Here is a 23,805-nt window from a genome sequence, read left to right on the forward strand (position 1 = left end):
CCATGATCTTCCTCGTCCACTACGACCGCAAGAAAGCGACCCTCGTCGACTTCCTCACCTACGCCGACGAGCAGCGGCAGGAGGCGGAGCGTGCGCGCCTGGACCGTGAGCTGGCGCAGCTGCGACAGCCCGGCGAGTTCGAGATCATCCTGCTGGAGGCCGGCAGCGAGCAGGACGTCCGCCATACCCATCGGCGCTACTTCGAGACCCTGGAAGAGCTGCTGCGCCCTGTGCCCGACAGGGCGGAGGCGTCGCACCCATGATGCTCTTCCGCCTCGTATTCGGCCTGCTCCTGCTGGGCGCACTGCTGTGCTTCGCGATGTACATCGGTACCCGCCAGCCCCTGTGGCGGCGGCGCGGTCAGCTGCTGGTCAAGTGGACCCTGCTGGCTGCCTTCGGCTTCTTCGGCGTGCTGCTGCTGGAACGCCTGGCCGTGATGCTCTGAATGCAGGCGGCCGGGCTGGCCGCCGCACTCATTCCTCCAGGGCCTGCAGCTGCACGAGCCGCTGGTAGATCCCGCCCTCAATGTCCATCAGCGCCTCGTGCGTGCCTTGTTCGGCGAGGCGGCCGTGGTTGAGCACCAGGATCTGGTCCGCCTCGCGGATGGTGGAGAGCCGGTGCGCAATGGCGATCACGCTGACCTCACCGTGCAGCTCGCGCAGGGCCTCGGAGATCAGGGCCTCGGTGGCGCTGTCGATGCTGGCCGTGGCTTCGTCCAGGAAAAGCACCCGCGGCGCACCGGCCAGGGCGCGGGCCATGGCGATGAGCTGCTTCTGGCCGGTCGATACGCGCGCCCCGCCTTCGCCCAGCAGGGTGTCATAGCCCTGGGGCAGGCTGGCGAGGTAGTCATGGATGCGGGCCTGGCGGGCCGCGCGGACCATGGCGTCCTCTGAAATGTCCCGACCCATGGTGATGTTCTCGCGCGCCGAGGCCGCCATCAGGTAGGGCTCCTGCGGCACCAGGCCCACGGCGTCACGGAAGGCGGCGTCGGGGATGTGGGCCAGGGGCTGGCCGTCGATCAAGACCTGACCCCGCTGTGCCCGGTAGAAGCGCAGCAGCAGAGAGAGCAGGGTGCTCTTGCCCGAGCCCGTGTGGCCCACGATGCCGGTGAAGCTGCCGGCCGGGAAGTGAAGGTCCAGGTCCTTGAGCACCCACAGGGGTTGGCCCTCGGCCGTGTCCTTGTAGGCGAAGCTCAGGCGCTCCACGCTCAGATCGCCGCGCGTGATGCGGGCCTCGGCCTGCTGCTGGCTGGCCTCGCCCGGCTCCTGCAGCAGCGTGCGCACCCGCGAGGCGGCGACCATGGACTGCTGCAGCTGGCCGAACTGCATCGTGATCTGGATCAGCGGCTCCACCACCCGCGAGATGTAGCTCAGGAAGGCGTAGAGCAGGCCCACCTCCATGGCCTCGCCCAGGCCGGCCACATGCAGGGCCTCGCGCTGGCCGAAGCCGTAGATGAGGGTGATGATCAGCAGCACATTGAGCAGGTCCAGCGCCGGGCGCAGCAGCCAGGCATTGGCGCGCAGCTCGGACACGCGGGCCTCCCAGTGCTGGCCATTGGTCTGCTCGAAGCGCTGGGCGAAGCGCCCGGCGGCGCCGGAGGCCTGCAGCACCGCCATGCCGGCCAGGCTCTCGGCCATCTGGGCGTTGATGTCGGAGCGCAGCTCGCGCGCGCGCTGCACCGCTGGCGCGCTCCAGCGCTGGTAGAGCCAGATGATCAGCACGCTGGCCGGCACCAGGGCCAGCACGATGAGCATCAGCCGCCAGTCCAGCCATGCCATCGCCGCCAGGGCGCCCAGGATCACGAGGCTGGAGTCCAGCATCACGTAGAGCACCTGGCGGTAGAGCTGGTTGACTGCCTCGGTGTCGTTGGTGACGCGGCTCAGCAGCTGACCCGAGATGGAGCGGTCGAAGAAGGCCATGGGCAGGCCCATGACGTGGGCGAAGACGCGGTCCCTCAGGCGCAGCACCGAGCGCCGAGCCACCCCGGCCATGCGGGTCAGCTGGGCGTAGCGCACCCAGGAGGCCGTCCAGCCGCACAGCAGCAGGCCCGCCAGCAGGGCGGCCATGGCGGGCAGCTCGAACTGGCGCGGCAGCAGGTGTTCGTCGATGAAGCGCTTGCCCAGGGCCGGGCCAATGGCCTCCAGGCCGGCGGCGATCAGCAGCCACAGCGCGCCCCAGCGCAGGCTGCGCTTCTCGGGGCGGGCCGCCTCCAGCAGCAGACCGACGGCCTGCCAGGGGCTCGGGGCCTTGTTCTTGTCCTCAGGCTGCATCGAGCGAGGCCTCCAGTTGTTGATAGCGCCATTGCGCGGCATACCAGCCACCCAGGGTCAGCAGGGCCTCGTGCGTGCCTCGCTCGACGATGCGGCCGGCCTTGAGCACCACGATCTCGTCCGCCTCCATTACCGCGCTGAGGCGGTGGCTCACCACGACGAGGCCGCGCTCGGGATGCTGCTGGCGCAGCTCGCGCAGGTGCGAAAGGATCTGAGTCTCGGTGCCGGTGTCCACGGCGGAGAGGGCGTCGTCCAGCATCAGCAGGGGCGCTTCGCTGAGCAGGGCGCGGGCGATGGCCACGCGCTGGCGCTGGCCGCCCGAAAGCGTCACGCCGCGTTCGCCCACGAGCGTCTCGTAGCCCTGGGGCAGGGCGGCAATGTCCTCGTGCACCGCGGCCAGGCGGGCCACCTGCTCGACCGCTTCGCGCGACGCTTCCGGGCGGGCCAGGGCGATGTTCTCGGCGATGGAGGCCGAGAAGAGGAAAGGCTCCTGCGGCACCCAGGCCAGGCCGCGGCGCAGGGCTTCCAGGCGCACCTCCACCAGGGGCAGCTGGCCCAGCAAGACCTGACCCTCGCTCGGCTCGAACTGCCGCAGCAGCAGCTTCAGCAGGGTGGACTTGCCCGATCCGGTAGGACCCACGATGCCCAGGGTACGGCCCGGGGCCAGGCTCAGGCTGATGCCGCCGAGGGCCTGGCGCTCGCTGCCGGGATAGCCGAAACCCAGGCTCTGCAGGTGCAGGGGCACCTCCGTGGGCATGGCCAGGCGGCCGCTGTCCTGCAGGCTCAGCGGGGCGTCCAGCACGGGCTGCAGGCGGCTCCAGGCGGCCCGGCCGCGTTCCAGCAGGGACAGCACCCAGCCCGCTGCGAACATGGGCCAGATCAGCTGGCCCAGGTACATGGTGAAGCTGGTCAGTTGGCCGATGCTCAGCTCCTGGCGGGCCACCAGCCAGCCGCCCAGGCCCAGGGCGATGACGGTGGCGGCGGTCAGCGCCATGCCCACTGCCGGCTCGTAGGCGGCCTCCCAGCGCTGGGCGCGGAAGGCGGCCTCGCCGGCGTGGTCGGCCAGCTCATGGAACTGGCGGCCGGCCCGCGGGATCAGGCCCAGGGCGCGCAGCGTGCGCACGCCGGCCAGGCTTTCCTGGGCATGCTGGTTGAGGTTGGAGAAGCGGGCGAGCGAGTCTTTCCAGGCCAGGTGCACATGGTTGGAGATGAACCAGAAGGCCAGGGCCATCAGCGGGAAGGGGATCAGGGCAGCGAGGCCCAGGCGCCAGTCCACGCCCAGGGTCATCATGCTCAGCACCAGGATCAGGGTGAGGCTGCCGTCGAAGGCGGCCAGCAGGGCTTCGCCGGCGGCCATCTCGACCGCGTCGATGTCATTGGTGGCCAGGGCCATGAGGTCGCCGCTGCGCTGGACCTGGAAGAAAGCCGGGCCCTGCAGGGTCATGCGTTCGTACAGCCGGGTGCGCAGCTCGCGACCCAGGCGGTAGGCCGCAGCGAAGAGCTGCAGCCGCCAGCCCACGCGCAGCAGGTAGATGGACAGGCCTGCCACCAGCAGCAGGCCCAGCTGCATCAGCAGGTCCGGGCCCTGCAGCCGGCCCAGGGCCAAGCCATCGACCAGGTGGCCAACCTGGCGTGGGATCCAGACGGTCAGCAGGGCGATGGTGGCCAGCATCACGGCGGACGAGGCATAGGCACGCCAGTGCCGGGCCACGAAGGCCGAAAGAAGGCGGGTGAGTGTCATGGGGGGCGGAGCTTAAGCGCATCCGGCAGAAGCGTGCGACGCTCATTGTGCCAAGGCTGCTCAGACGCATCCAAAGGTGACATCGCCAGGCCATGCCCCCCGGCCGACGCGGGCTGTTGCCTGACTTCCACATGGTTTGCCCCAGGGCGACAAGAGACCCCCGCGCACCCTGTCCGGGGCATGGCGGGTGTGCTGTGCGGGGAGCGCCCCGTGGCCATGGGGGCCAGTGGGCCTGCCCCGGTGCGCCAAGTTGACGCAGGGCGCGCCCCCGCTGCTGCCAGACCAGACCCGCCCCCCCGCGATCCAGCGCGTGAATTTGTCACATGCCCTCGCTAGCATGCGCGTGCGCCGTGGCAGAGGTCGTGGGCCGGGGCGCAAACCGTGCAGCGGAGATGAGCCCGTTCGTCGCCGCCATGGGATCGCGCAGCAGGGTAGAGCAGGAGCAGTGCGCCGTCAGGCGTAGGCGGAAGAACGCAAACCTTTGCGGCTTCCGGGGATCGCAAAGGTTTGCGCCTTTGCCGGGCCGCTGCTTCGCCCACCGCTGCTGCGGCGATCCCCTGCACACAGAGTCCTACCCCTAGCAGCACACGAGATGCAAACCATGAAGCTCAAACCCTTGGCATTCCTGCTGGCCGCGGCCTTCGCCGCGCCGGCGGCCCTGGCCTCGTCCAGCGGCGTCGTGATCAGCCAGATCTACGGCGCAGGCGGCAACACCGGCGCCAGCTACAAGAACGACTACATCGAGATCTTCAATGCCGGGACCACGGCGGTGAACATTGGTGGCTGGTCCGTCCAGTACGCCTCATCGGGCGGCAGCAGCTGGCAGGTGACCGGCATCCCCGCCGGCACCCAGCTCCAGGCCGGCCAGTACCTGCTGGTCAAGCAGCAGGCGGGCGCGGGCGGCACGGTGGACGTCCCCGGTGACATCACCGGCAACATCCCCATGTCTGCCACGGCGGGCAAGGTGGCCCTGGTGCGCAGCACGGCGGCACTGAGCGGCACGAATCCGGCCGGCGTCGAGGACATCGTCAGCTTCGGCACGGCCGCCACGCCCACCGAGGGCTCGCCCACGCCCACCCTGAGCGTCAGCAACGCCGCCTTCCGCGTGGCCGAGGGCTGCACCGACAGCAACAACAACAGCGCCGACTTCAGCCTAGCCACGCCCCTGCCGCGCAACAGCGCCAGCCCCTTCAAGGCCTGCGGCGGCGTGCCGGTGACGCAGCCCATCATCCCCAGCTGCCCGGACGGCAACGCCACCTCAGGCAGCATCAGCACCCTGACCGTGACGGCGGCGGACGCCGACAGCATCGTCAACGCCGCCAGCATCGTGGGCAGCTGGCCGGCGGGCATCACCCTGAACGGCTTCAGCGCCGCGGGCAGCGTGGGCGGCACGGCCAGCCAGTCGGTCCGCGTGGACGGCAGCGTGCTGCCCGGTCTCTACAGCCTCAGCCTGGACTGGAGCAATGACGGCGGCCAGCACGCCAGCTGCAGTTTCAAGGTCAATGTCAGCGGCCCGGTGCCCATCTACAAGCTCCAGGGCAACGGCGCCAAGAGCCCCTACGAGGGACAAACGGTGACGACGCGCGGCGTGGTCACCAAGCTCAACAGCAACGGCTTCTTCCTGCAGGACCCCGTGGGCGACGGCGACCCGACGACCTCGGACGGCATCTTCGTCTTCACCAGCACCGCGCCCACCGTGAGCGTGGGCCAGCTCATCCAGCTCAGTGCCAAGGTGGCCGAGTTCAACGTGGGCTCCGCCGGCAATGCCGCCACCCTGGCTCGCCCCCTGACCCAGCTGACCTCGCCCACGGCCATCGTGGTGCAGGGCAGCGGCTATGCCGTCACGCCCGTGGAGGTGGACCTGGCCGCCCTGCCGGTCGATGGCCTGGAAGCCTACGAAGGCATGGTCGTGACCCTGCGCGGCCCGCTGACCGTGCAGCAGAACTACTTCCTGGGCCGCTTCGGCCAGCTGACCCTGGCTGCCGGTGGCCGCCTGCTGACGCCCACCAACGTGCTGCCCGCCGGGCCGGACGCCCTGGCGCTGAAGGCCGACAACCTGCGCCGCGCCATCATCCTGGACGACGGCACCTCGCTGCAGAACCCCAGCCCCACGCCCTTCATGGCTGCGGACGCCACGGTGCGCGCGGGCGACTCGCTTGCCACGCTCACCGGCGTGATCGACTACGGCCTGGCCACCAGCAGCAGTGGGGGTGCGGGCTCGTACAAGATCCACCCGCTGGCTGCACCGGACTTCGCGCGCACCAACCCGCGCACGGCCACGCCGCAGGTAACGGGCGGCAATGTGCGCATCGCCAGCGCCAATGTGCTGAACTTCTTCACCACCTTCACCAATGGCCAGACCTTCGACGGCAAGACCGGCCAGGGCTGCTCGCTGGGCGGCTCGGTCTCGGCCAGCAACTGCCGCGGCGCGGACAGCCTGACCGAGTTCCAGCGCCAGCGTGCCAAGATCGTCGCCAACCTGGCCGGCCTGAACGCCGACGTGGTGGGCCTCATGGAGATCCAGAACAACGGCAACACGGCGGTGCAGCACCTGGTGGACTCGCTCAATGCGCAGGTCGGCGCGGGCACCTACGCCATCGTGCCCACCCCGGCCCAGGGCACGGGCGACGATGCCATCCGCGTGGCCATGATCTACAAGCCGGGCAAGCTGACGCTCAATGGCGTGCCGATCTCGGACCCGGACAGCATCAACAACCGCCCGCCGCTGGCCCAGGGCTTCCTGCTGCCCAACGGCGAGAAGTTCTCGGTGATCGTCAACCACCTGAAGTCCAAGGGCAGCTGCCCCTCCTCGGGCCCGGACGTGGACGACGGCCTGCAGGGCTGCTGGACGGCCACCCGCGTCAAGCAGGCCCAGCGCCTGAAGACCTTCCTGGGCACGGTGAAGAGCGCCTTCGGCACGCCGCAGGTGGTGATGCTGGGTGACTTCAATGCCTACGCCAAGGAGGATCCCATCCTGGCGCTGACCGGCGACGGCAGCATCGTGGACCAGGTCGGCCGCTTCGACCCGACGGACTACTCCTACGTCTTCGACGCCATGGCCGGCCGCCTGGACCACGGCTTCAGCTCGGCCGAGCTGAGCCCGAAGGTGGTCTATGCGACCTCCTGGCATATCAACGCCGACGAGCCCACCATCATCGACTACAACCTGGAGTTCAAGCAGCCCGCCTGCGCCAGCTGCGGCCCCGACTACTACACGCCCACCGCGTTCAAGAGCTCGGACCACGACCCCATGGTGATGGGCCTGGACCTGACCAAGACCATCGTCGGCACCGCCGGCAATGACACCCTGGTGGGCACGGACGGCGACGACGTCCTCGAGGGCGGCCTGGGCCGCGACTCGCTGACCGGCGGCAAGGGCCGTGACCAGTTCGTCTACCGCAGCGGCGCGGACGGCATCGATACCATCAACGACTTCACGCCCGGCGAGGACCTGCTGGTCTTCACCGAGCTGCTGAAGAGCGTGGGCATCGGCAGCGCCGACCCGCTGGGCCAGGGCTTCGTCACCTGCACGCCGTCCACCGGCGGCGCTCTGATCGGCTACGACCCCGACGGCGCCGTGGGCACGGCCAAGTCCCGCCCCGTGGTCCTGCTCAAGGGCCTGGGCTGCAGCGCCGTGACGCCGGCCATCTTCAAGTTCTGAACCCTGAGGGATCCATCATGAAAACAATCGCATCACTGATCGCCGGCGCCGCGCTGACGGCCGGCCTGAGCCTGGGCGCGCAGGCCGCGCCCGTCAGCAAGACCTTCGAGGGCCTGATCGATGCCGGCCCGCTGCTGAACGAAACCTTCACCGGCTTCTTCAGCTACGACGACGCTGGCCTGAGCTTCAGCGGCTTCGAGTCCGTGGCGCTGAGCAGCTTCGGCCTGGACTTTCTCGGCGCCAGCCACGGCCTCAACGCCACGGCGACCGCCGACTTTCAGGACGGCATCTTCCTGGGCCTGAGCTACTTTGACGGCACGCCGGACTGGAGCCTCAGCTTCACCTCCGGCTCGTTTGACAGCAGCGATGCCTATCTGCACTACAGCCTGACCGGCGGTGTGGAGAGCAGCGGCGCCTACACGGTCAAGGGCGCGGCCTCCGCCGTGCCCGAGCCGGCCAGCCTGGCCCTGAGCCTGCTGGCGCTGGGCGGCCTGGCGGTGGTGAGGCGGCGCAAGGGCTGATCGATTCGGCTGACTGCCTGAGGGGCGCCGCTTGCGGCGCCCTTTTCTTTGCAGTTGCGGGGGGAAGTTCGGTGGCGGAGGGGCTGGCGTTGGGGAGGGCGGCTATGCAGCGAGGCTGTGTGAAAACCCTCCTTGGATTGCGCGCACTGCTGCCTAGATTGTGGGAACGCCACTCAGGGCTGCCACATGAAGCGATTCATCGAGGGAGAGGATCGGCACCAGGTCACGCTGCTGCCAGAGTGCCTGGACGACTTCATTGACACAGACAACACGGTTCGGGTCGTTGACGTGTTCATTGACGAGCTGGACCTCGCAGCGCTGGGCTTCGATGGGGCGAGGCCTGCTGCGACGGGCCGCCCCTCGTATCACCCGTCGGTGCTCTTGAAGCTGTACTTGTACGGCTACCTCAATCGCATCCAGTCCAGCCGGCGTCTTGAGCGCGAATGCCAGCGCAATGTGGAGCTGATGTGGCTGACTGGCAGGCTGGCTCCCGACTTCAAGACCATCGCGGACTTCCGTCGGGACAACGGCAAAGGCATCCGCAACGTCTGTCGCCGCTTCGTGATGCTGTGCCGAGAACTGAAGCTGTTCACCGAGGCTGTCGTGGCCGTCGATGGCAGCAAGTTCAAGGCGGTCAACAACCGCGAACGCAACTACACGCCAGGCAAGATCGAGCGTCGCGAACGTGAACTGGAAGAGAGCATCCAGCGCTACCTCGATGCATTGGAGACGGCCGACCGGACACAGCCGGTGGAGATGCAGGCGAAGACGGCGCGCCTGCAAGGCAAGATCCAGAAGATGCGGCAGCGCATGCAAGAGCTTCAAGCCGTTAAGGCACAGCTTCAGGCCCTACCGGATCAACAGCTCGATGACGTCCAACGCAAGGGCAGAAGGCCGATTCGACAAGACAGACTTCATCTACATCGCTCGGGAAGACCAATACCAATGTCCCGCAGGGCAGCGAGCGATACACCGCTTCAGTCGTGAAGAGGCGGGGCTGCCGATCCGCATTTACTGGTCCAGCGCCTGCCCCTCGTGCCCCATGAAAGCGCAGTGCACGACCAGTGAATACCGACGCATCCGGCGCTGGGAGCACGAAGAGATTGCGGAAAGGGTGCAGCAGCGACTGGACCGCATGCCGGATGCCATGACGGTACGCAAGCGCACCATTGAGCATGTGTTCGGCACGCTCAAGCACTGGATGGGCCGTTGTTTAGGCTGAGCCAGAGAAGCGCCTAGCCACGTACACACAGAGCGCGGACAGACCAAGAGGAACGCCGACTTCGATCACGGTAATCAGGGTGCTGTGCTCCGTGTATGGGAGGGCGCCAGTTAGGACCCCGCCTCAAGCCGCCATCCGAGCATCATTGCGTGCGAGCGTCACCAGCACCAAACCCTCACCCCTGCAACCCCCGATACACCCGCTGACTCAACGCCTCCAGCTCCCCCGCCCCCACCGACCCACTGAGCGCGTACGCCAGCGGCCCATCCATCCAGTAGATGCTGCGGGTGAGCAGCTCGCCCTGGCGTTGCTCGCTGCGCCGGAAGGCGGCGCCACGCTCGCGGCCCGCGGGGCTGCCATCGACGGCGATGTAGAGGGTCAGGCGTTGCCCCTGGCCGTTCTCGTACATCAGCTGGGCGCGGGCGAGCGCATGGCCTGAGGCCATCTCGCCAGCGGGTAGCAGGCGGCCGCCCATCAGGCGGTAGCCCTCGGCTTGCAGGTCCGGTGCGCGCAGGGGCTGGCCCAGGCGCTTGGAGAGCCATTGCATCAGATGGTCCTGCTCGCTGGCCGGCACCTCCACGGGATGGCGGCGCTCGACCTGGTAGACGGCATGGGCGATGGCGGCGTCGCGCACGAAGGGCGGTGTCGTGGACGGCTGCAGTGCGGCCTGCGAGGGGCTCGCGGCGCCGGCCTCGTGCTGGCCCCAGTGCCAGCCCAGGGCGGTGCCTGCGGCGCCCGAGACGGCCACGCTGCCCATCAGCAGCCACATCGCGGCTTGGCGATGGGCCCACCAGGGGAGGGCGTCGGCCGCACCGGCAGCGCCGGAAGTTGCCGCGCCATGGCCTGAGGTGGTGGCGTCGTCGGTCGGGCGGCCCGGTTGCGCAGCCGCCTGGCGCCAGGCGTCGAGCAGCCGCGCGGGCACCGGCTGCTGGAGCTCGTCGGCGTGCAGGGCCTGCAAGGCTTCGCGCTGGGCCTGCCAGTCCTGCACCTTGGCCGCCAGCTCGGGCCAGTCCTGGAGCTGGCGGCGCAGGGCCTGGGCCTCGTCGGACGTGAGCTCGCCATCCACGAGTGCATGCAGGCTGGCTTCGTCAGGCGGCGGCGTTGACGGCGATGGCGTGGGGGTCAGGTCTTGCCCGGCATTGCCGGGGCCGTGGGGATCATGGGGGGCGCTCATGCGAATTCCTCGGGCGGCAGGGCCGGGCTCATTTGACGACGCGCAGGGCAGGCGCGCCGGCCACGGGGCGGGCGGGCTCATTCATGAGCACGCGCAGGCGCTCGCGGGCACGGGACAGGCGGGACATCACCGTGCCCACGGGCACGTCCAGCACCTGGGCGGTGGCCTCGTAGCTGAGCTCTTCCACGCAGACCAGCAGCAGGACCTCGCGGGCTGCCGGGGGCAGGGCGCCCAGGCCGCGTTCGAGGTCCAGGCGGAGCTGGAGCTGCTCATGGGGGCGATGCTGCCAGTGCGAGGCGTGCAGTTCATGCGGCGCCTGGGCCGCGTGAGCCTCATGGGACTCGTCCAGGCTTTCCATGCGGGCGGCCTGTTCGTCCCGCCACTGGTTGAGAAAGCGCCGGTGCATCAGCGTCAGCAGCCAGGCCCGCAGCGCGGCACCGGGGACACGCTCCTCCGCCGGCGCCACCCAGCGATGGGCCTTGCGCGCGGCGTGCTCCAGGGTGTCCTGCAGCAGGTCGTCGGCGCGGCTGGCATCGCCCGTCAGCAGGCGCGCGTGGCGCCGCAGCCGGGGGAGGTGGGGGAGCGTGTCGTCCAGGGTCATGGGGTGGCGAGGTGCCAGACCTTGTTGAAGCCGTCGCCGGTGCGATCGCCGGGCTTCTGGTCCTTGGCCCAGTAGTACAGCGGCTTGCTCTTGTAGGCCCACTGGCGGCTGCCGTCGTCGCGGGTGATCACGGTCCAGTCGCCACCGGCCTTGGCATCGGCTGCGGCCATCAGCGGGGGCCAGTTGGCGGTGCAGGGGCCGTTGCAGGTGCTCTTGCCGGCGCTGTCCTTGTCGAAGGTGTAGAGCGTCATGCCGTTGGCGCCGACCAGGGCGCCGTCCTGCGCGCGGGCAGGGGCCGGCGGGGTGCTGGCGCAGGCGGCCAGGGTCAGGGTGATCGTGGCGAGCAGGGGCAGGGCGAGGCGAGGGGGCTTCATAGGCGTCTCCTGTTGAGGTGAAGGTAGAACACCGCGCCCAGGCCGAATATTCCATCGCCCTCGAAAAAAGAAAAGGGCCGGCATGGCGCCGGCCCTTAGCGTTGTCAGCGCGAGCGCTGTGCCCGTCTGCCCATCAGTCCGCGGTGGCGGCGATGCTCAGGTTGCTGTAGCCGGGCGTCAGCATCACGTAGACCCATGTGCCCGAGGGCAGGCCGCTGAGGCGGCAGGTTTCGGTGTTGCCGGACGCCATCGAGCGGCAGCCATAGTCCGTGGTGGACGGCCAGGCGTTGTGCTTCAGGTAGACGTCCGCATTGCCGGTGCCGCCGGTGGTCTTGATGGTGATGGCGCTCTTGCCCGTGGGCACGAGCACGGCGTACCAGCCGGGGTTGCTGCCGCTGCTCGTCAGACCGGTGCGCACGCAGCCGTTGGTGTTCAGGGCATAGCCGCTGGCGTCGGTGCAGACGGGGCCCTGGCTCCAGTCGGGAGCGGCCGGCTGCAGGGGCAGGTCGCTGAACATGCCGCGCAGGGTGGCGGAGACGAAGTCGCCGCGGGGCACCACCATCACGTAGACATAGCCCGCACCGCGCGTCTGCAGGGGCAGGCGCAGGTCGGCGTTGCTGCCGCCGACCGTGACCTCATAGTCCGTCGTGGAGGGCCAGCCGGTGGTCTTGGCGTAGATGTCGGCACCGCCCTTGAGGTTGGACAGGCGGAAGATGGCCAGCTCCCAGCTCTTGGCGTTCATCGAGAAGCTGAAGGGGCCGGTGCCGCTCAGTGCGCGGCTGCAGCCATTGGCCAGCACGCTGGTGCTGGAGAGGTTGCAGGCGCCGATGGCGTCGGCGTTCAGCAGGGGCAGGGTGTTGGCGCGGCGGCTCGTGCAGTTGGAGCTGGCGAGGTCGCCATTGCCGATGCACTGGGTCAGCCAGGACTTGAAGTCGGCGTCCAGGCTGGTGCCGATGGCGTCGATGCGGTTGCTGTAGCCGACGTAGTCACCCTTGCGCATCAGGGGCAGGAAGGCCTGGTCCTGGCTGGGTTGGCGCTCCAGCATGTAGCGCACGGCAAGGTAGCCCCAGTTGTAGACCCGGGTCTGGCCGCTGCTGTAGGTGTTGCGCATCACTTCGCTGAGGGCCACGGGGGCGGTCTGGGCGCGCGAGGTCGCATCGGCGTTGTAGGCACGGCGATAGCTGTAGGACACGTACTCGGCCACGCCTTCGATCCACCAGACGGAGGAGTTCTTGACGCTGCCGTTGAGCTCCAGCGGATAGGCTCCGAAGCCGCCCCACAGGTTGTAGCGGCCATCCAGGTAGTGGGTGAACTCGTGGTTCAGGTTCCAGATCTCGAAGCCGGCCAGCCAGTCGGCGCGGTGGGCCAGGAAGCGGGCCTGGTTGCCGGGCTCCGAGGGCGTGCCTTCCAGGTAGATGCCGCCGTTGTTGGTGTCGTTGCCGAACAGGAAGCCCGAGAAGCGCGAGTACTGGGCATAGCTGTCGAAGACCACCAGCTCGAGCTTGGCATTGGTGTCATTGGCCACCGGCTGCGAGGCATTGGTGCCGAACAGGCCATGGAAGTAGCCGGTCTGGTTGGTGATGCTGGTGCAGGTGTCGGCCAACTGCTGGGAAGTCATGGCCTGGGCGCGAATCACGTACTGCGTGCCGCAGGCGTAGTTGATCGGCAGCTTGATGCGGGCCACGGTGTCGTAGGAGTTGCAGGTGCCGTAGCTGCTGCAGTTGGCGCTGTCGTACTTGTCGACCATGGAAGCGCCGCGCATCCAGACGTCGATGGTGGCGTCGTCGGTCGCCTTGTAGTTGGCGATCTGGGTGACGCCCAGCGGACGCACGGTGCTGACGAGCGCCGGGTAGCGCAGGAAGCGCAGCATCTCGCCCATGGCGTTGGCCAGGTGGTAGCCGTAGCTGGTGCCGGCCTGGCTGCGGTTGCGGGTGAGGAAGGCGTCCAGCGAGCGCGCATAGCTGGCGTCGTTGGCCACAGCGGCGCCGAAGTCGTCCTGGCCATCACCGTAGAACAGCACGTTCATTGCGGCCAGGATGGTCTCGTTGGTCCAGTAGCCGGTGGCGAAGGTGCTGGCCTGGGTCTGATCGATCCAGCGCTTGGCGACGGGCGCCATGCTGGCGGCAAAGCCGGAGGCCACGGTCTTGAAGACTTCGCTGGCGAAGTAGGCGTTGTCCTCGGTCTGGTTCATGAAGGCCGGGGCATTCATCAGCTGGGTCAGGGCGCCGCGCGCCGAGTTCAGCATGGCGGTGCTGCCGGCGGGAATGCCGTTGTAGCTGTCACCGCGCACGGACATGTAGTTCCAGTAGCCCGCCGTGCGCAGGAAGGACAGCAGGTTCATGGACTTGTTGCTGTCCGTCCCGTTGTAGCTGAGGGCGCGGCGCTTGAGTTCGTCGGCAACGGTGATGATGTTGGCGTCGCTGAACACCGTGCGGTACTGGGCGGCCGAGCCGACGTAGAGCTTGTACATGCACTCGCGCAGGGATGCGTTGTCGATGAAGCTCAGCAGGGTGCTGCCGCTCTTGCCGACGAAATCGGTGCCCGTGCAGACCGCCGAGCCGGAGGCCAGGGTCCTGGCCGAGAGGCTGCGACGGCGGGCGCTGGTGTTCTCGGGCTTGAAGTTCTCGCGCTGCAGGGGCGGGGTCAGGCTGTCCGCGTTGCGCAGGGGCAGTTGGGAGGGATGCAGGCCCTTCTTGCCCACATGCTCGCCCTGCTGGGGTTCACCGGGCAGGCTGCTGTGGGCCTGCTGGGCCTGGGTGGCCCGCAGGCTGGCCGTGTCGGCCGCCTGGGCGCCGGACATAGCGCCCAGGCCAAAGGCCAGTGCCAGCCACGGCGCGGCATGGCGTAGCGGGGGCCATGCATTTCTTGAAATTTCGGACATCTTGGTCTCCGTTGAGGGGGTGTTGTGCACGCCGCCGGGCGTGCGACGCACATTTCAAGATGTATTTCAGAAAAATGCCATAAATATATAGCTAGCATGCTGTAAACACCGAGGCCTGGTGAGGCGGGGTGGGCGAGGTGTCTCAATCTGTGCCAATTCGGGGCACTTTCGGCCCTGGGGCAAGCCCTTAGATAAATATACTGCGGAAATGCCAGAATTATTTGTGAAGGATACAAATCCTTTCGCCGCATGACGGCACCCGTCCAGCTTCACAGAACACCCCCTCGAGGAGACTCCATGAACCGCCACCCCCAGCGTCCGCTACCGGCCCGGCTGAGCCTGCTTGCCTGCGCCCTGGCGGCACTCGCCGCCCAGGCCCAGGCGCAGAACGCCGCCCAGGAAGCGACCGCCGAGAAACCGCCCCAGACCTTGCAGCGGGTCGAGATCGTGGGCTCCAGCATCAAGCGCATCACTGCCGAGGGTCCCAGTGCCATCGCCGTCTACAAGCGCGCGGACATCGAGGCCACCGGGGCCACCTCGACGGTGGAGCTGCTGTCCAAGATGGCGGCCGTGACGGCCTTCGATGACGGCAGCAACGGCAACTCCTTCTCCGCCGGCGCCACCAGCGCCAGCCTGCGCAATATGGGCGCCCAGAACGTGCTGGTGCTGCTCAACGGCCGGCGCCTGGCCAACTACGCCTTCGCGGCCGGCACCGATACCCCCTTCGTGGACCTCAACACCATCCCGCTGGCGGCGGTGGAGCGGGTCGAGATCCTGCGGGACGGCGCTTCGGCGCTCTACGGCTCCGACGCCGTGGCCGGTGTGATGAACTTCGTCACCAAGACCGACTACCAGGGCATGGAGCTGGCCGGCAAGCTGGGCCAGCGCACGGCGGGTGACCAGCGCCGCGGCGAGTTCAGCCTGACGGCCGGTCGCGGGGACATCGACCGTGACGGCTACAACCTGCTGGCCATGGTGGCGGCCTCGCGCCGCGAGCCCGTGCTCGCCGGCAAGCACAGCCTGACTCGCAGCACCGACCTGCGCCCCTACGGCGGCCTGGACCTGCGCGACACCGCCCGCAGCCCTGGCTCCATCCAGCGCATCGATCAGGGCTACCGCAAGGCGCATCCCGCCTGCCCGGCCGGGCAGGTGGAGGTGGACAACATCGGCGACGAATACTGCCGCACCGACATCGCGGCAGACGCCCAACTGAGCCCCACCCTGGAGCGCATCAACGCCTCCCTGATGGGCAGCAAGTCTCTAGGCGCCAACATGAGCCTCTTCGGCGAGCTGGTGCTGGGCCACAACAAGACCGACTGGCGCGGTGGCTATCCCACCCTGGAATCGGGCGTGGATCACCGCGTGACGCCGGGCATGGCCGCCTATGTGCCGGCCCTGGGCCGCTGGGTGGACGACAAGGGCGTGGTCCACGAGAACAGCCCCCTGCAGGCCTACCGCTCGGTGGACGAGGCCGGCGAGCGCGGCACCCGCTCCCTCGTGACCAGCAGCCGGGCCCTGGCCGGCCTGCGCGGCACGCAGGGCAACTGGGACTGGGAGGCCGCTGCGATGTTCAGCCGCAGTCGCGGCGACCAGACGGAGTTCAACATGCTCAAGCGCGACGCCGTGCTGAACGCCCTGGCCAAGGGGGGCTACAACCCCTTCGTGCCTGTGAACAGCCGCGCCGACGCGCAGGCCCTGCTGACCGACATCACCAAGCAGGCCACCTCCACGCTCAACGCCCTGGACGCCAAGGTCAGCAATCCCGAGCTGACCCGCTTGCTGGGCGGCCCCCTGGGCATGGCGGCTGGCGTGCAGTTCATGCACGAGAGCATGAAGGAGGTGGCCGATCCGCAGCTGGCTGCCAAGAACATCGAGAACTGGAGCGGCACCTCCTCGGACGGCAGTCGCAAGGTCGCCTCCGGTTTTGTGGAATTCAATCTGCAGCCCAACAAGGCCACCGAGATCCAACTGGCCCTTCGCAGCGACCACTACAGCGACTTCGGCACCACCACCAATCCCAAGATCGCCGTGGCCTTCCGCCCCAACAGCGACTGGCTGCTGCGCGCGGGCTTCAACACGGCCTTCAAGGCACCCTCGCTGCCGCAGATGCACATGGGCTCGACCAACGCCTATCCTGGCGAGGGCATCCGCGACTGGATCCGCTGCAAGCCCATGGGCCTGAACTACAACCAGTGCGCCTACTACCCGCGCCTGACCTATGTGCCCAATGAGCAGCTCAAGCCCGAGCGCAGCGACATCTGGAGCGCCGGCCTGGCCTTCAACCCGTCCAAGGCCCTGAACACCACGGTGGATCTGTACTACCTGAAGCAGAAGGACTCCATCAACCTGCTGGACGGCCAGTACCTGATCGACCACGAGTTCGACATCCCCGGCTACGCCGACCTCGTCACCCGCGACCCGCGCAACCCGGTGCTGGAGCAGCGCTACCCGGGCCTCAAGAACGGTCGCCTGAAGTACCTGACCCTGCCCTACATGAACGTGGGCGGCGTCGAGACGGGGGGCGTGGACTGGACACTGCGCCTGGAGCATCAGTGGGCGGGCATCCGCTTCTGGCTGGAGAACGAATACAACGCCATCCTGCGCTACAAGTCGGCCTTCACGCCCGATGGCGACCTGCTGGACCGCGTGGGCGGCTACAGCCAGGAGAAGTGGCGCAACACCCTGCGCGTGGGTGGCGAGCGCGGCGCCTGGCGCGTTCAGCTCAACGGCCTGACCTATGCCGGTGTTCTCAACGTCTCCAGCCCGGCGGTGCTGCAGCCCGGCGTGGACCCGGGCCGCATGCCCAGCCGCACGGTGTGGGACCTCTCCGTGGGCTACACCGGCTGGAAGGACCTCAAACTCAACCTGACGGTGCTGAACGTCTTCGACATCAAGCCGCGCTTCTCCACCGGCTACGGCGGCTTCTATGACGACCGCTACGGCCCGACCATCCAGCTGGCCGCACGCTACACCCTGCGCTGAAGCCCTGAAACCCTTGTCTCTGCTGCTGAGCTCATCAGCGGCTCTTCGGTTCTGGTACCTGCATGCCAGTCCCTTGATGCCCCGCCTCGTGCGGGGCTTTTTTGTGCGCCCGCGCCGCTGCCCGGCAGAGGATGCGCAGAAAAATCGTTAGCATGCCGCCCATGCCCGATACGGAAACCTCTGACACCAGGACCCGCCGCATGCAAGATCCCCAGGGCAGTGCGGCGGCCACGGGCCGCCTGCACATCAGCCCGCTGGGCGAGTCGGACATCGAGCCCCTGGCACAGGGCCTGTGGCACGAGGAGGTGTACCACCACATCGGCGGCCTACCCGAGGCGCGGTCCGAGGTGTCGGACTGGCTGCGCCACACCCTGGCCGGACCTCCGTCACAGGAGCCGCCGCAACGCTGGCTCAACTACGTGATGCGTCGCGCGCCGGGCGAGGCGCCCGTGGGCCTGCTGCAGGCCACGCTGCATGGGGGCGTCGCCGAGGTGGCCTACCTGCTGCTGCCTTCCGAGTGGGGCCAGGGCCTGGCCGGCGAGGGCCTGCGCTGGCTGCACGAGGTGCTGGCCCGCGTCGCCCCCGAGGCGCACTGCTGGGCCACCACCGTGCCGGCCAACGAGAGGAGCTGGCGGCTGCTTGAACGCTGCGGCTATGTGCGCGCGGCGCCGCCGGAGGCGCCCGCCCTGATGAGCTACGAAGAGGGGGACTGGGTCTTCCGCCGGGCGTTGCCGCCGCAGGGCCCGGGCGCCGCGGGGTGCTGAGCTAGCCGCCCGCGGCCCGCAGCTTGTCCTTCTTGCTGGGGCGCCTGCCCTTGACTCCGCCGGTGGCCGCGGCCGGAGGCGCGGTCTCGGTCGGCTCAAAGCCCGCCAGCTGCTCACGAGGAATGCGCCGGCCCTGGCGCTTCTCGATCAGACGGAAGTGCGCCTCGGTGGCCGCGCTGACAAAGCTCACCGCCAGCCCTTCGGCCCCCGCGCGCGCCGTGCGGCCGATGCGGTGCACATAGTCCACCGTGGAGCGGGGCAGGTCGTAGTTCACGACCACGGGAAGCTGGACGATGTCGATGCCTCGCGCGCCGAGGTCCGTGGCCACCAGCACGCGCAGCTCGCCGGACTTGAAGGCCGCCAGCACCCGGGTGCGCGCCCCCTGGCTTGCATCGCCATGGAAGGCCGCGGCCGCCAGGCCGGCACGCTGCAGCTTGTCGGCCACGTGGTCGCAGGCATAGCGCGTGGCCACGAAGACCAGCACGCGCGGCCAGCCCTCCTGCTCGATCAGCTGGCGCAGCAGGGGGGTGCGCCGCGCGGCATCGACGGTGATGGCGCGCTCGGTGAGCTTGCGATCTCCGGGCTCCACATCGAGGGTCAGGTCTTGCCCGATCTCCACTCGAAGCGGATCGTGCAGCAGCTGCTCGGACAGCGCCTGCACCGACGCCGGGAAGGTGGCGGAGAACAGCAGGTTCTGGCGCTGCGCCGGCAGCAGGGCCAGCACGCGCGCGAGCTCCTCGGCAAAGCCGGCGTCCAGCAGGCGGTCGGCCTCGTCCAGCACCAGGCAGCGCAAGCCTGTGAGCGAGAGCCCGTTGTGCTCGAGCACGTCCAGCAGCCGGCCGGGCGTGGCGACGACGATGTCCGCCCCGCCGCGCAGCGCCATCAGCTGCGGGTTGATGGACACGCCGCCATAAAGGACGGACACCTTCACCGACACCGCCAGGCAGCGCGCCGCGGCACGCAGGAGGGCGCCTGCCTGCGCGGCCAGCTCGCGCGTGGGCACCAGCACCAGCACCTGCGGATGCCGCGCCGCGCCTGGCAAGGCCCGGCCGTTCTGCCGCTCGACCTGCTGCAGCACGGGGAAGGCGAAGGCCGCCGTCTTGCCCGAGCCCGTCTGGGCCGAGGCCAGCACGTCGCGCCCGGTCAGCGCCGCAGGGATGGCCGCGGCCTGCACCGGCGTGGGCGCCTCGAAGCCCAGCTCGCGGGCGGCCTTCAGCAGCGCGGGTGAGAGGCCCAGGGCGGCAAAGCTGCCGTCGGCGTCCGGGACCGTGCTCACAGCGCGCGCACCTTCACCGACTTGCCCTTGACCTTGCCTGCGTTGAGCCCGCGCAGCGCTTGCTGGGCGATGCTGCGGTCCACCGCCACATAGGTCGAGAACTCGTTGACATTGATCTTGCCGATCAGCGCGCCGGCGAAGCCCATGTCCTTGGTCAGCGCACCCAGCACGTCGCCGGGGCGGATCTTCTCCTTGCGGCCGCCCAGGATCTGCAACGTGACCATGGGCGGGTGCAGGGGCTCGCCGCTCTCGGCGGGCGTCAACTCGGCCAGCGAGTGCCAGGTGAAGGGCGAGCCCTGCTGGTGCTCGATGCGGCCCACGGCGCCCATCTCGTCCAGGCTGGCCAGGCTGAAGGCCCAGCCTTCGCCGTCGGCCCGGCCGGTGCGGCCCACGCGGTGGGTGTGGACCTCGGCGTCGGGCGTGATATCGACATTGATCACGGCCTCCAGCTGGGCGATGTCCAGTCCGCGTGCGGCGACGTCGGTGGCCACCAGCACGCTGCAGCTGCGGTTGGCGAACTGCACCAGCACCTGGTCACGGTCGCGCTGGTCCAGGTCCCCGTGCAGCTCCAGGGCCATGATGCCTTCGGCGCGCAGCACGGCCACCAGGTCGCGGCACTGCTGCTTGGTGTTGCAAAAGGCCAGGGTGCTGGCCGGGCGGAAATGGTTCAGCAGCAGGCCCACGGCGTGCAGGCGCTCGCTGTCCTTGACCTCGTAGAAGCGCTGGCGGATCTTGGTGGCCGCATGCGCCTCCTTCAGCCGCACCTCCTGCGGCTCGCGCATGAAGCGCGAGGCCATCTGGCTGACGCCGTCCGGGTAGGTGGCCGAGAACAGCAGGGTCTGGCGGGCCTTGGGCGCGCAGGCAATCACCTGGGCGATGTCCTCGGCGAAGCCCATGTCCAGCATGCGGTCCGCCTCGTCCAGCACCAGGGTGTTCAGCGCGGAGAGGTCCAGGGTCTCGCGCTGCAGGTGGTCCAGGATGCGGCCCGGCGTGCCCACGACGATGTGGGCGCCATGCGCCAGGCTGGCCAGCTGGTTGCGCACGGGCACCCCGCCGCACAGGGTCAGGGCCTTGATGTTGTCCTCGGCACGGGCCAGGCGGCGGATCTCCTGCGTCACCTGCTCGGCCAGCTCGCGCGTGGGGCACAGCACCAGGGCCTGCACCGCGAAGCGCCGCGGATTCAGGTTCATCAGCAGCGGCAGAGTGAAGGCGGCGGTCTTGCCGCTGCCCGTCTTGGCCTGGGCGATCAGATCCTTGCCGGCCAGGGCCAGGGGCAGGCTGGCGGCCTGGATGGGAGTCATCGACAGATAGCCCAGTTGCTGCAGGTTCGCCTGCATGGCGGGCGGCAGGGGCAGGGTGGAGAAGGAGGCGGCGGCGGCGGAAGCGCCAGCGTTGGGGGCAGCCGTCGGGCTGCTGGGGGTGCTGCGGGTCATGCGTGATTGTCGGTCATGCGGGCCTGGACACCGCAAACCGTGGCAAGGGCCGCGGCCCGCAGTCCGTGCTGCAGTGCCGGAAGCTCAGGCTGCCGGGCCCTGAAACCAGCCGTGCAGGGCCGCCAGAGCCTGGACGTTGGCCGGGATGAAGGCATGGCTGGCGGCCACGGGAAAGGCCGGGAGATGCCCATGCTGCGGCGCGCGGGCCTCATCGACCGCCACCATGCCGTCGTTCCCGAGGCCCCGGCCGAAGAAGCAGCCGAAGACGCCCAGCCAGGGCCAGGTGCCGTAGACGCAGGCCGTCGGTACATCGGGCAGGGGCACCTGCGCCATCAGCGCCTGCTGAGCCGCGAACTGCCCGCATTCGCCAGCCATCCAGCGATAGAGCCGCCAGTGCCGCAGCCGCTGGCTCAGCCGCATGGCCGTCAGCGGCGAGGCCAGCAGGGCGACTTTCACGGGCTGGATGCCCTCGGCCCCAAGGTCCGTCAGGGCCAGGCGCAGCAGCACGCCGCCGAAGGAATAGCCGATGGCATGAAACTCGCCCTGGGCGGCCACCTGGCGCAGGAAGTCGCGCAGCCGCGCACGGATCTCGTCTACGGACTGGCGGGACGGGACGTAGTCGAAGCAGTGGACCTGCAGGCCCCGACTCTGGAAGTAGCGGATCAGGCGCCCGCGCATGAAGCGCTTGCCGCCGACGCCGTCGATGAAGGCGATGTGTGTTGCCATGCGCGGAAGTGTCTCATCGGCTCAGCAAGCGCACCCCGAAGCCCAGCAGGCACACCCCCGCAAGCCGCCGCAGCCACAGGCTCATGCGGGGGTCGCCGCGCACCCGCTCGCCCAGGCGGTGGGCCAGCAGCACGGCCGCGAGGCCGTAGGCGCAGGTGAGGGCGGCGATGGTGGCGGCCATCACGGCGAAGGTCAGCAGGCCGCGGTGTTGCGAGGGATCGACGAAGAGCGGGAAGAAGGCCATGTAGAAGACGATGGCCTTGGGATTCAGCAGCGTGATCAGCATCGCCTGGCGCAGGAAATGCCCGGGCTTGAGCTGCAGGGCCGCCGCCTCGCCGGGCCGGGCGCGCAGCATCTGCCAGCCCAGCCAGCCGAGGTACAGCGCACCGCCCCACTGCACCACGCTGAAGGCCGTGGGCGAGGCCGCGAGCAAGGCCGCCACGCCCGCGACAGCGGCCCACATGAGCACCTGGTCCCCCAGGATCACGCCCAGCGTCGCCGCCATGCCGCCGCGCACGCCGCCCTGGGCGGTGGCGCTGATCAGCGCGAGGTTGCCCGGCCCGGGGATCGCGAGGAACACCAGCACGGCGATGACGAAGGCGGGGTAGTCGGCGATGCCCAGCATGAATGGATCCTGGTCGATGAGCGTCGATGCTAAGGGGGCAGACTGGCGCGAGGCTTGCGGCGCCTGACAGCGCGGTCAATACGTCCGCCCCCCCTTGAACTGCGCATGCTGCTTGCGCTGCAGCGCGGTGTGCTTGCCCATCGCGTCAAAGGAGACTCGGGCGTGGGCATGCATGATGGCGATGCCCAGCGCATCGGCCGCATCCTTGCCCGGCAGGCCGGGCAGGTTCAGCAGGCGCTGGACCATGGCCTGGACCTGGTCCTTCTTGGCATGGCCATGGCCGACGATGGCCTTCTTCATCTGCAGGGCGGTGTACTCGGACACCGGCAGATCGCAGGAGACCAGGGCGGTGAGTGCGGCCCCGCGGGCCTGGCCCAGCAGCAGGGTGGATTGTGGGTTCACGTTGACGAAGACGATCTCTACCGCGGCGCACTGGGCCTCGTAGCGCTGCTGCACCTCGCGGATGCCGTCGTAGAGGATCTTCAAGCGCCCCGGCAGGTCGCCCGTAGGCACGCCGGTGGTGCGGATGGTGCCGCTGGCCACATAGCTCAGGCGCGGGCCGTCGGCGTGGATCACGCCGAAGCCGGTGGTCTGCAGGCCGGGGTCGATGCCGAGGATGCGCATGAAGGGGTAGTTGGGGGCGGGTAACGGGGGCGGCGGGGCGGCCAAGGATACCGGACAAGCCTAGCGCCTTTCACGAGGATCGCCGCCGCCGATTGCGTGTGATTTGTGTGCAGGCTGCGTGCCCCTTGTGTGCAGCGGTGCCCAGGCGCCTTTGCGGCAGGGATCCGCCGAGGCATCATCGCGGCCGAACAGGACGAGGAGACCCCGACCATGACCAAGCCCCCGCGCCACCCGATGCGCCCCGCACTGACCCTGGCCCTGGTGGCCGCCACGCTGACGAGCGGCTGCGCCCGCATGGAGCCCCGGCTGCAGGTGCCCGACGAGGTGAAGCTGGCGCTGCAGCGGGTGGACCTGCCTGGCATCGGCCTCAGCCGCAGCGGGCGCAGCGAGGTGGACGGTCGTGCCTTCAGCTTCAGCCGCTCGGCCTCGTCGATGCGCTGGTTCGGCGCGTTCGACAGCGGCAGTGGCGAGCTGTCCCTGAGCCTGGAGGGCGAGCCGGCGCTGGGCGCCCACTGCCGCAGCAGCCGGGCCGACCTCAAGCTCTTCGGGCTGCACCTGGAGAAGCCGCTGGCCACCGAGTGCCGGGTGCAGCACGGCGCGCTGCAGAGCGAGATGCGCCTCTGGACGCGGTCCATGGGTTCTCCCTCGCAGGGCGAGGAGGTGCATGGGGAATGGACCACGGCCGACGGGGAGCGGGTGATCGTCCAGTCCCTTCACACCAATCCGGCCGGCGGCATGTTGGGCCGCCCTCTGGGCTTTTCCATCGTGCGCCGGGGGCAGACCCTGGCCCTGGTGGATGTGAGCCACTGGCAGCCCCGCCTGTACCTGCCCAGGGAGGCGCGGGCGCGCGAGGACGTGCTGCCTGTCGCGATGCTCATGGCCCTGCTGATCCAGCCGGGTACGTCGGGCAACTGAATGGCTCATGGCGTG

General features: G+C 69.1%; 18 protein-coding genes and 1 pseudogene. 8 read left to right on the top strand and 11 right to left on the bottom strand.

Annotated features, from left to right (window positions below):
- The first annotated feature begins 2 nt into the window (after nucleotides 1-2).
- On the top strand, nucleotides 3-263 hold the full coding sequence (locus H5407_RS12975; RefSeq protein WP_183104874.1) for a hypothetical protein: 261 nt from the start codon (nucleotides 3-5) through the stop codon (nucleotides 261-263).
- Entirely contained in the window at nucleotides 260-445 is a 186-nt protein-coding gene (locus tag H5407_RS12980) for a hypothetical protein (RefSeq protein WP_183104875.1), read from the top strand. Before H5407_RS12975 ends, H5407_RS12980 begins: the two co-directional genes overlap by 4 nt.
- 28 nt (nucleotides 446-473) lie before the next feature.
- Here the strand turns inward: H5407_RS12980 and H5407_RS12985 are convergent, their stop codons facing one another.
- Together H5407_RS12985 and H5407_RS12990 are read right to left on the bottom strand one after the other, a co-directional pair.
- The gene (locus tag H5407_RS12985; RefSeq protein ID WP_183104876.1) at nucleotides 474-2,270 is read right to left on the bottom strand and encodes an ABC transporter ATP-binding protein; all 1,797 of its coding nucleotides are present in this window, start codon (nucleotides 2,268-2,270) and stop codon (nucleotides 474-476) included.
- Complete coding sequence (locus H5407_RS12990) at nucleotides 2,260-4,011, bottom strand: ABC transporter ATP-binding protein (RefSeq protein ID WP_183104877.1); 1,752 nt, start codon at nucleotides 4,009-4,011, stop codon at nucleotides 2,260-2,262. The genes H5407_RS12985 and H5407_RS12990 overlap by 11 nt, the downstream gene beginning before the upstream one ends.
- A 601-nt stretch (nucleotides 4,012-4,612) precedes the next feature.
- On the opposite strand from H5407_RS12990, the gene H5407_RS12995 reads away from it, so the two are divergent.
- From H5407_RS12995 to H5407_RS13005, 3 genes and pseudogenes are all read left to right on the top strand, one after another.
- Nucleotides 4,613-7,672, top strand: a complete 3,060-nt coding sequence (locus H5407_RS12995) for an ExeM/NucH family extracellular endonuclease (protein WP_183104878.1) — start codon at nucleotides 4,613-4,615, stop codon at nucleotides 7,670-7,672.
- A 17-nt stretch (nucleotides 7,673-7,689) separates the two neighbouring features.
- Nucleotides 7,690-8,193 (top strand): PEP-CTERM sorting domain-containing protein, encoded by a 504-nt coding sequence (locus H5407_RS13000; RefSeq protein ID WP_183104879.1) that lies wholly within the window; start codon nucleotides 7,690-7,692, stop codon nucleotides 8,191-8,193.
- A 186-nt stretch (nucleotides 8,194-8,379) separates the two neighbouring features.
- A pseudogene (locus tag H5407_RS13005) lies at nucleotides 8,380-9,400 on the top strand (transposase); the annotation flags it as partial.
- A gap of 190 nt (nucleotides 9,401-9,590) precedes the next feature.
- Here the strand turns inward: H5407_RS13005 and H5407_RS13010 are convergent.
- The 4 genes from H5407_RS13010 to H5407_RS13025 all read right to left on the bottom strand — a co-directional run bounded on the left by H5407_RS13010 (nucleotide 9,591) and on the right by H5407_RS13025 (nucleotide 14,445).
- A complete protein-coding gene (locus tag H5407_RS13010) occupies nucleotides 9,591-10,589 on the bottom strand; it encodes an anti-sigma factor (RefSeq protein WP_255501231.1) in 999 nt (332 codons plus the stop codon).
- A gap of 28 nt (nucleotides 10,590-10,617) precedes the next feature.
- Nucleotides 10,618-11,190: an RNA polymerase sigma factor gene (locus tag H5407_RS13015; protein WP_183104880.1), complete on the bottom strand. Its 573-nt coding sequence runs from the start codon at nucleotides 11,188-11,190 to the stop codon at nucleotides 10,618-10,620.
- Entirely contained in the window at nucleotides 11,187-11,564 is a 378-nt protein-coding gene (locus H5407_RS13020) for a hypothetical protein (RefSeq protein WP_183104881.1), read from the bottom strand. The genes H5407_RS13015 and H5407_RS13020 overlap by 4 nt, the downstream gene beginning before the upstream one ends.
- A 133-nt stretch (nucleotides 11,565-11,697) precedes the next feature.
- Nucleotides 11,698-14,445: a M9 family metallopeptidase gene (locus tag H5407_RS13025; RefSeq protein ID WP_183104882.1), complete on the bottom strand. Its 2,748-nt coding sequence runs from the start codon at nucleotides 14,443-14,445 to the stop codon at nucleotides 11,698-11,700.
- A 297-nt stretch (nucleotides 14,446-14,742) separates the two neighbouring features.
- Between H5407_RS13025 and H5407_RS13030 the strand changes: the two genes are divergently transcribed.
- Nucleotides 14,743-17,427, top strand: coding sequence for a TonB-dependent siderophore receptor (locus H5407_RS13030; protein WP_183104883.1), 2,685 nt, complete (start codon nucleotides 14,743-14,745; stop codon nucleotides 17,425-17,427).
- Nucleotides 17,428-17,627: 200 nt separating this feature from the next.
- Nucleotides 17,628-18,191, top strand: a complete 564-nt coding sequence (locus H5407_RS13035) for a GNAT family N-acetyltransferase (RefSeq protein WP_183104884.1) — start codon at nucleotides 17,628-17,630, stop codon at nucleotides 18,189-18,191.
- A gap of 1 nt (nucleotide 18,192) precedes the next feature.
- On the opposite strand, the gene H5407_RS13040 is transcribed toward H5407_RS13035, so the two are convergent.
- The 5 genes from H5407_RS13040 to ruvC all read right to left on the bottom strand — a co-directional run bounded on the left by H5407_RS13040 (nucleotide 18,193) and on the right by ruvC (nucleotide 22,875).
- Nucleotides 18,193-19,467 carry a DEAD/DEAH box helicase gene (locus H5407_RS13040; protein WP_183104885.1) on the bottom strand — a complete coding sequence of 425 codons (1,275 nt, stop codon included), beginning with the start codon at nucleotides 19,465-19,467 and terminating at the stop codon, nucleotides 18,193-18,195.
- Nucleotides 19,464-20,900, bottom strand: a complete 1,437-nt coding sequence (gene dbpA, locus H5407_RS13045; protein ID WP_183104886.1) for an ATP-dependent RNA helicase DbpA — start codon at nucleotides 20,898-20,900, stop codon at nucleotides 19,464-19,466. The genes H5407_RS13040 and dbpA overlap by 4 nt, the downstream gene beginning before the upstream one ends.
- Nucleotides 20,901-20,984: 84 nt before the next feature.
- Nucleotides 20,985-21,626 (bottom strand): triacylglycerol lipase, encoded by a 642-nt coding sequence (locus tag H5407_RS13050; protein ID WP_183104887.1) that lies wholly within the window; start codon nucleotides 21,624-21,626, stop codon nucleotides 20,985-20,987.
- 13 nt (nucleotides 21,627-21,639) lie between these two features.
- A complete protein-coding gene (locus tag H5407_RS13055) occupies nucleotides 21,640-22,251 on the bottom strand; it encodes a LysE family translocator (RefSeq protein ID WP_183104888.1) in 612 nt (203 codons plus the stop codon).
- Nucleotides 22,252-22,326: 75 nt separating this feature from the next.
- On the bottom strand, nucleotides 22,327-22,875 hold the full coding sequence (gene ruvC, locus H5407_RS13060; protein WP_183104889.1) for a crossover junction endodeoxyribonuclease RuvC: 549 nt from the start codon (nucleotides 22,873-22,875) through the stop codon (nucleotides 22,327-22,329).
- Nucleotides 22,876-23,085: 210 nt separating this feature from the next.
- Between ruvC and H5407_RS13065 the strand changes: the two genes are divergently transcribed.
- Nucleotides 23,086-23,790 carry a hypothetical protein gene (locus tag H5407_RS13065; protein ID WP_183104890.1) on the top strand — a complete coding sequence of 235 codons (705 nt, stop codon included), beginning with the start codon at nucleotides 23,086-23,088 and terminating at the stop codon, nucleotides 23,788-23,790.
- The last annotated feature ends 15 nt before the right edge of the window (nucleotides 23,791-23,805 follow it).

The organism is Mitsuaria sp. WAJ17, assembly GCF_014174515.1.
Classification (GTDB): domain Bacteria; phylum Pseudomonadota; class Gammaproteobacteria; order Burkholderiales; family Burkholderiaceae_C; genus Roseateles_B.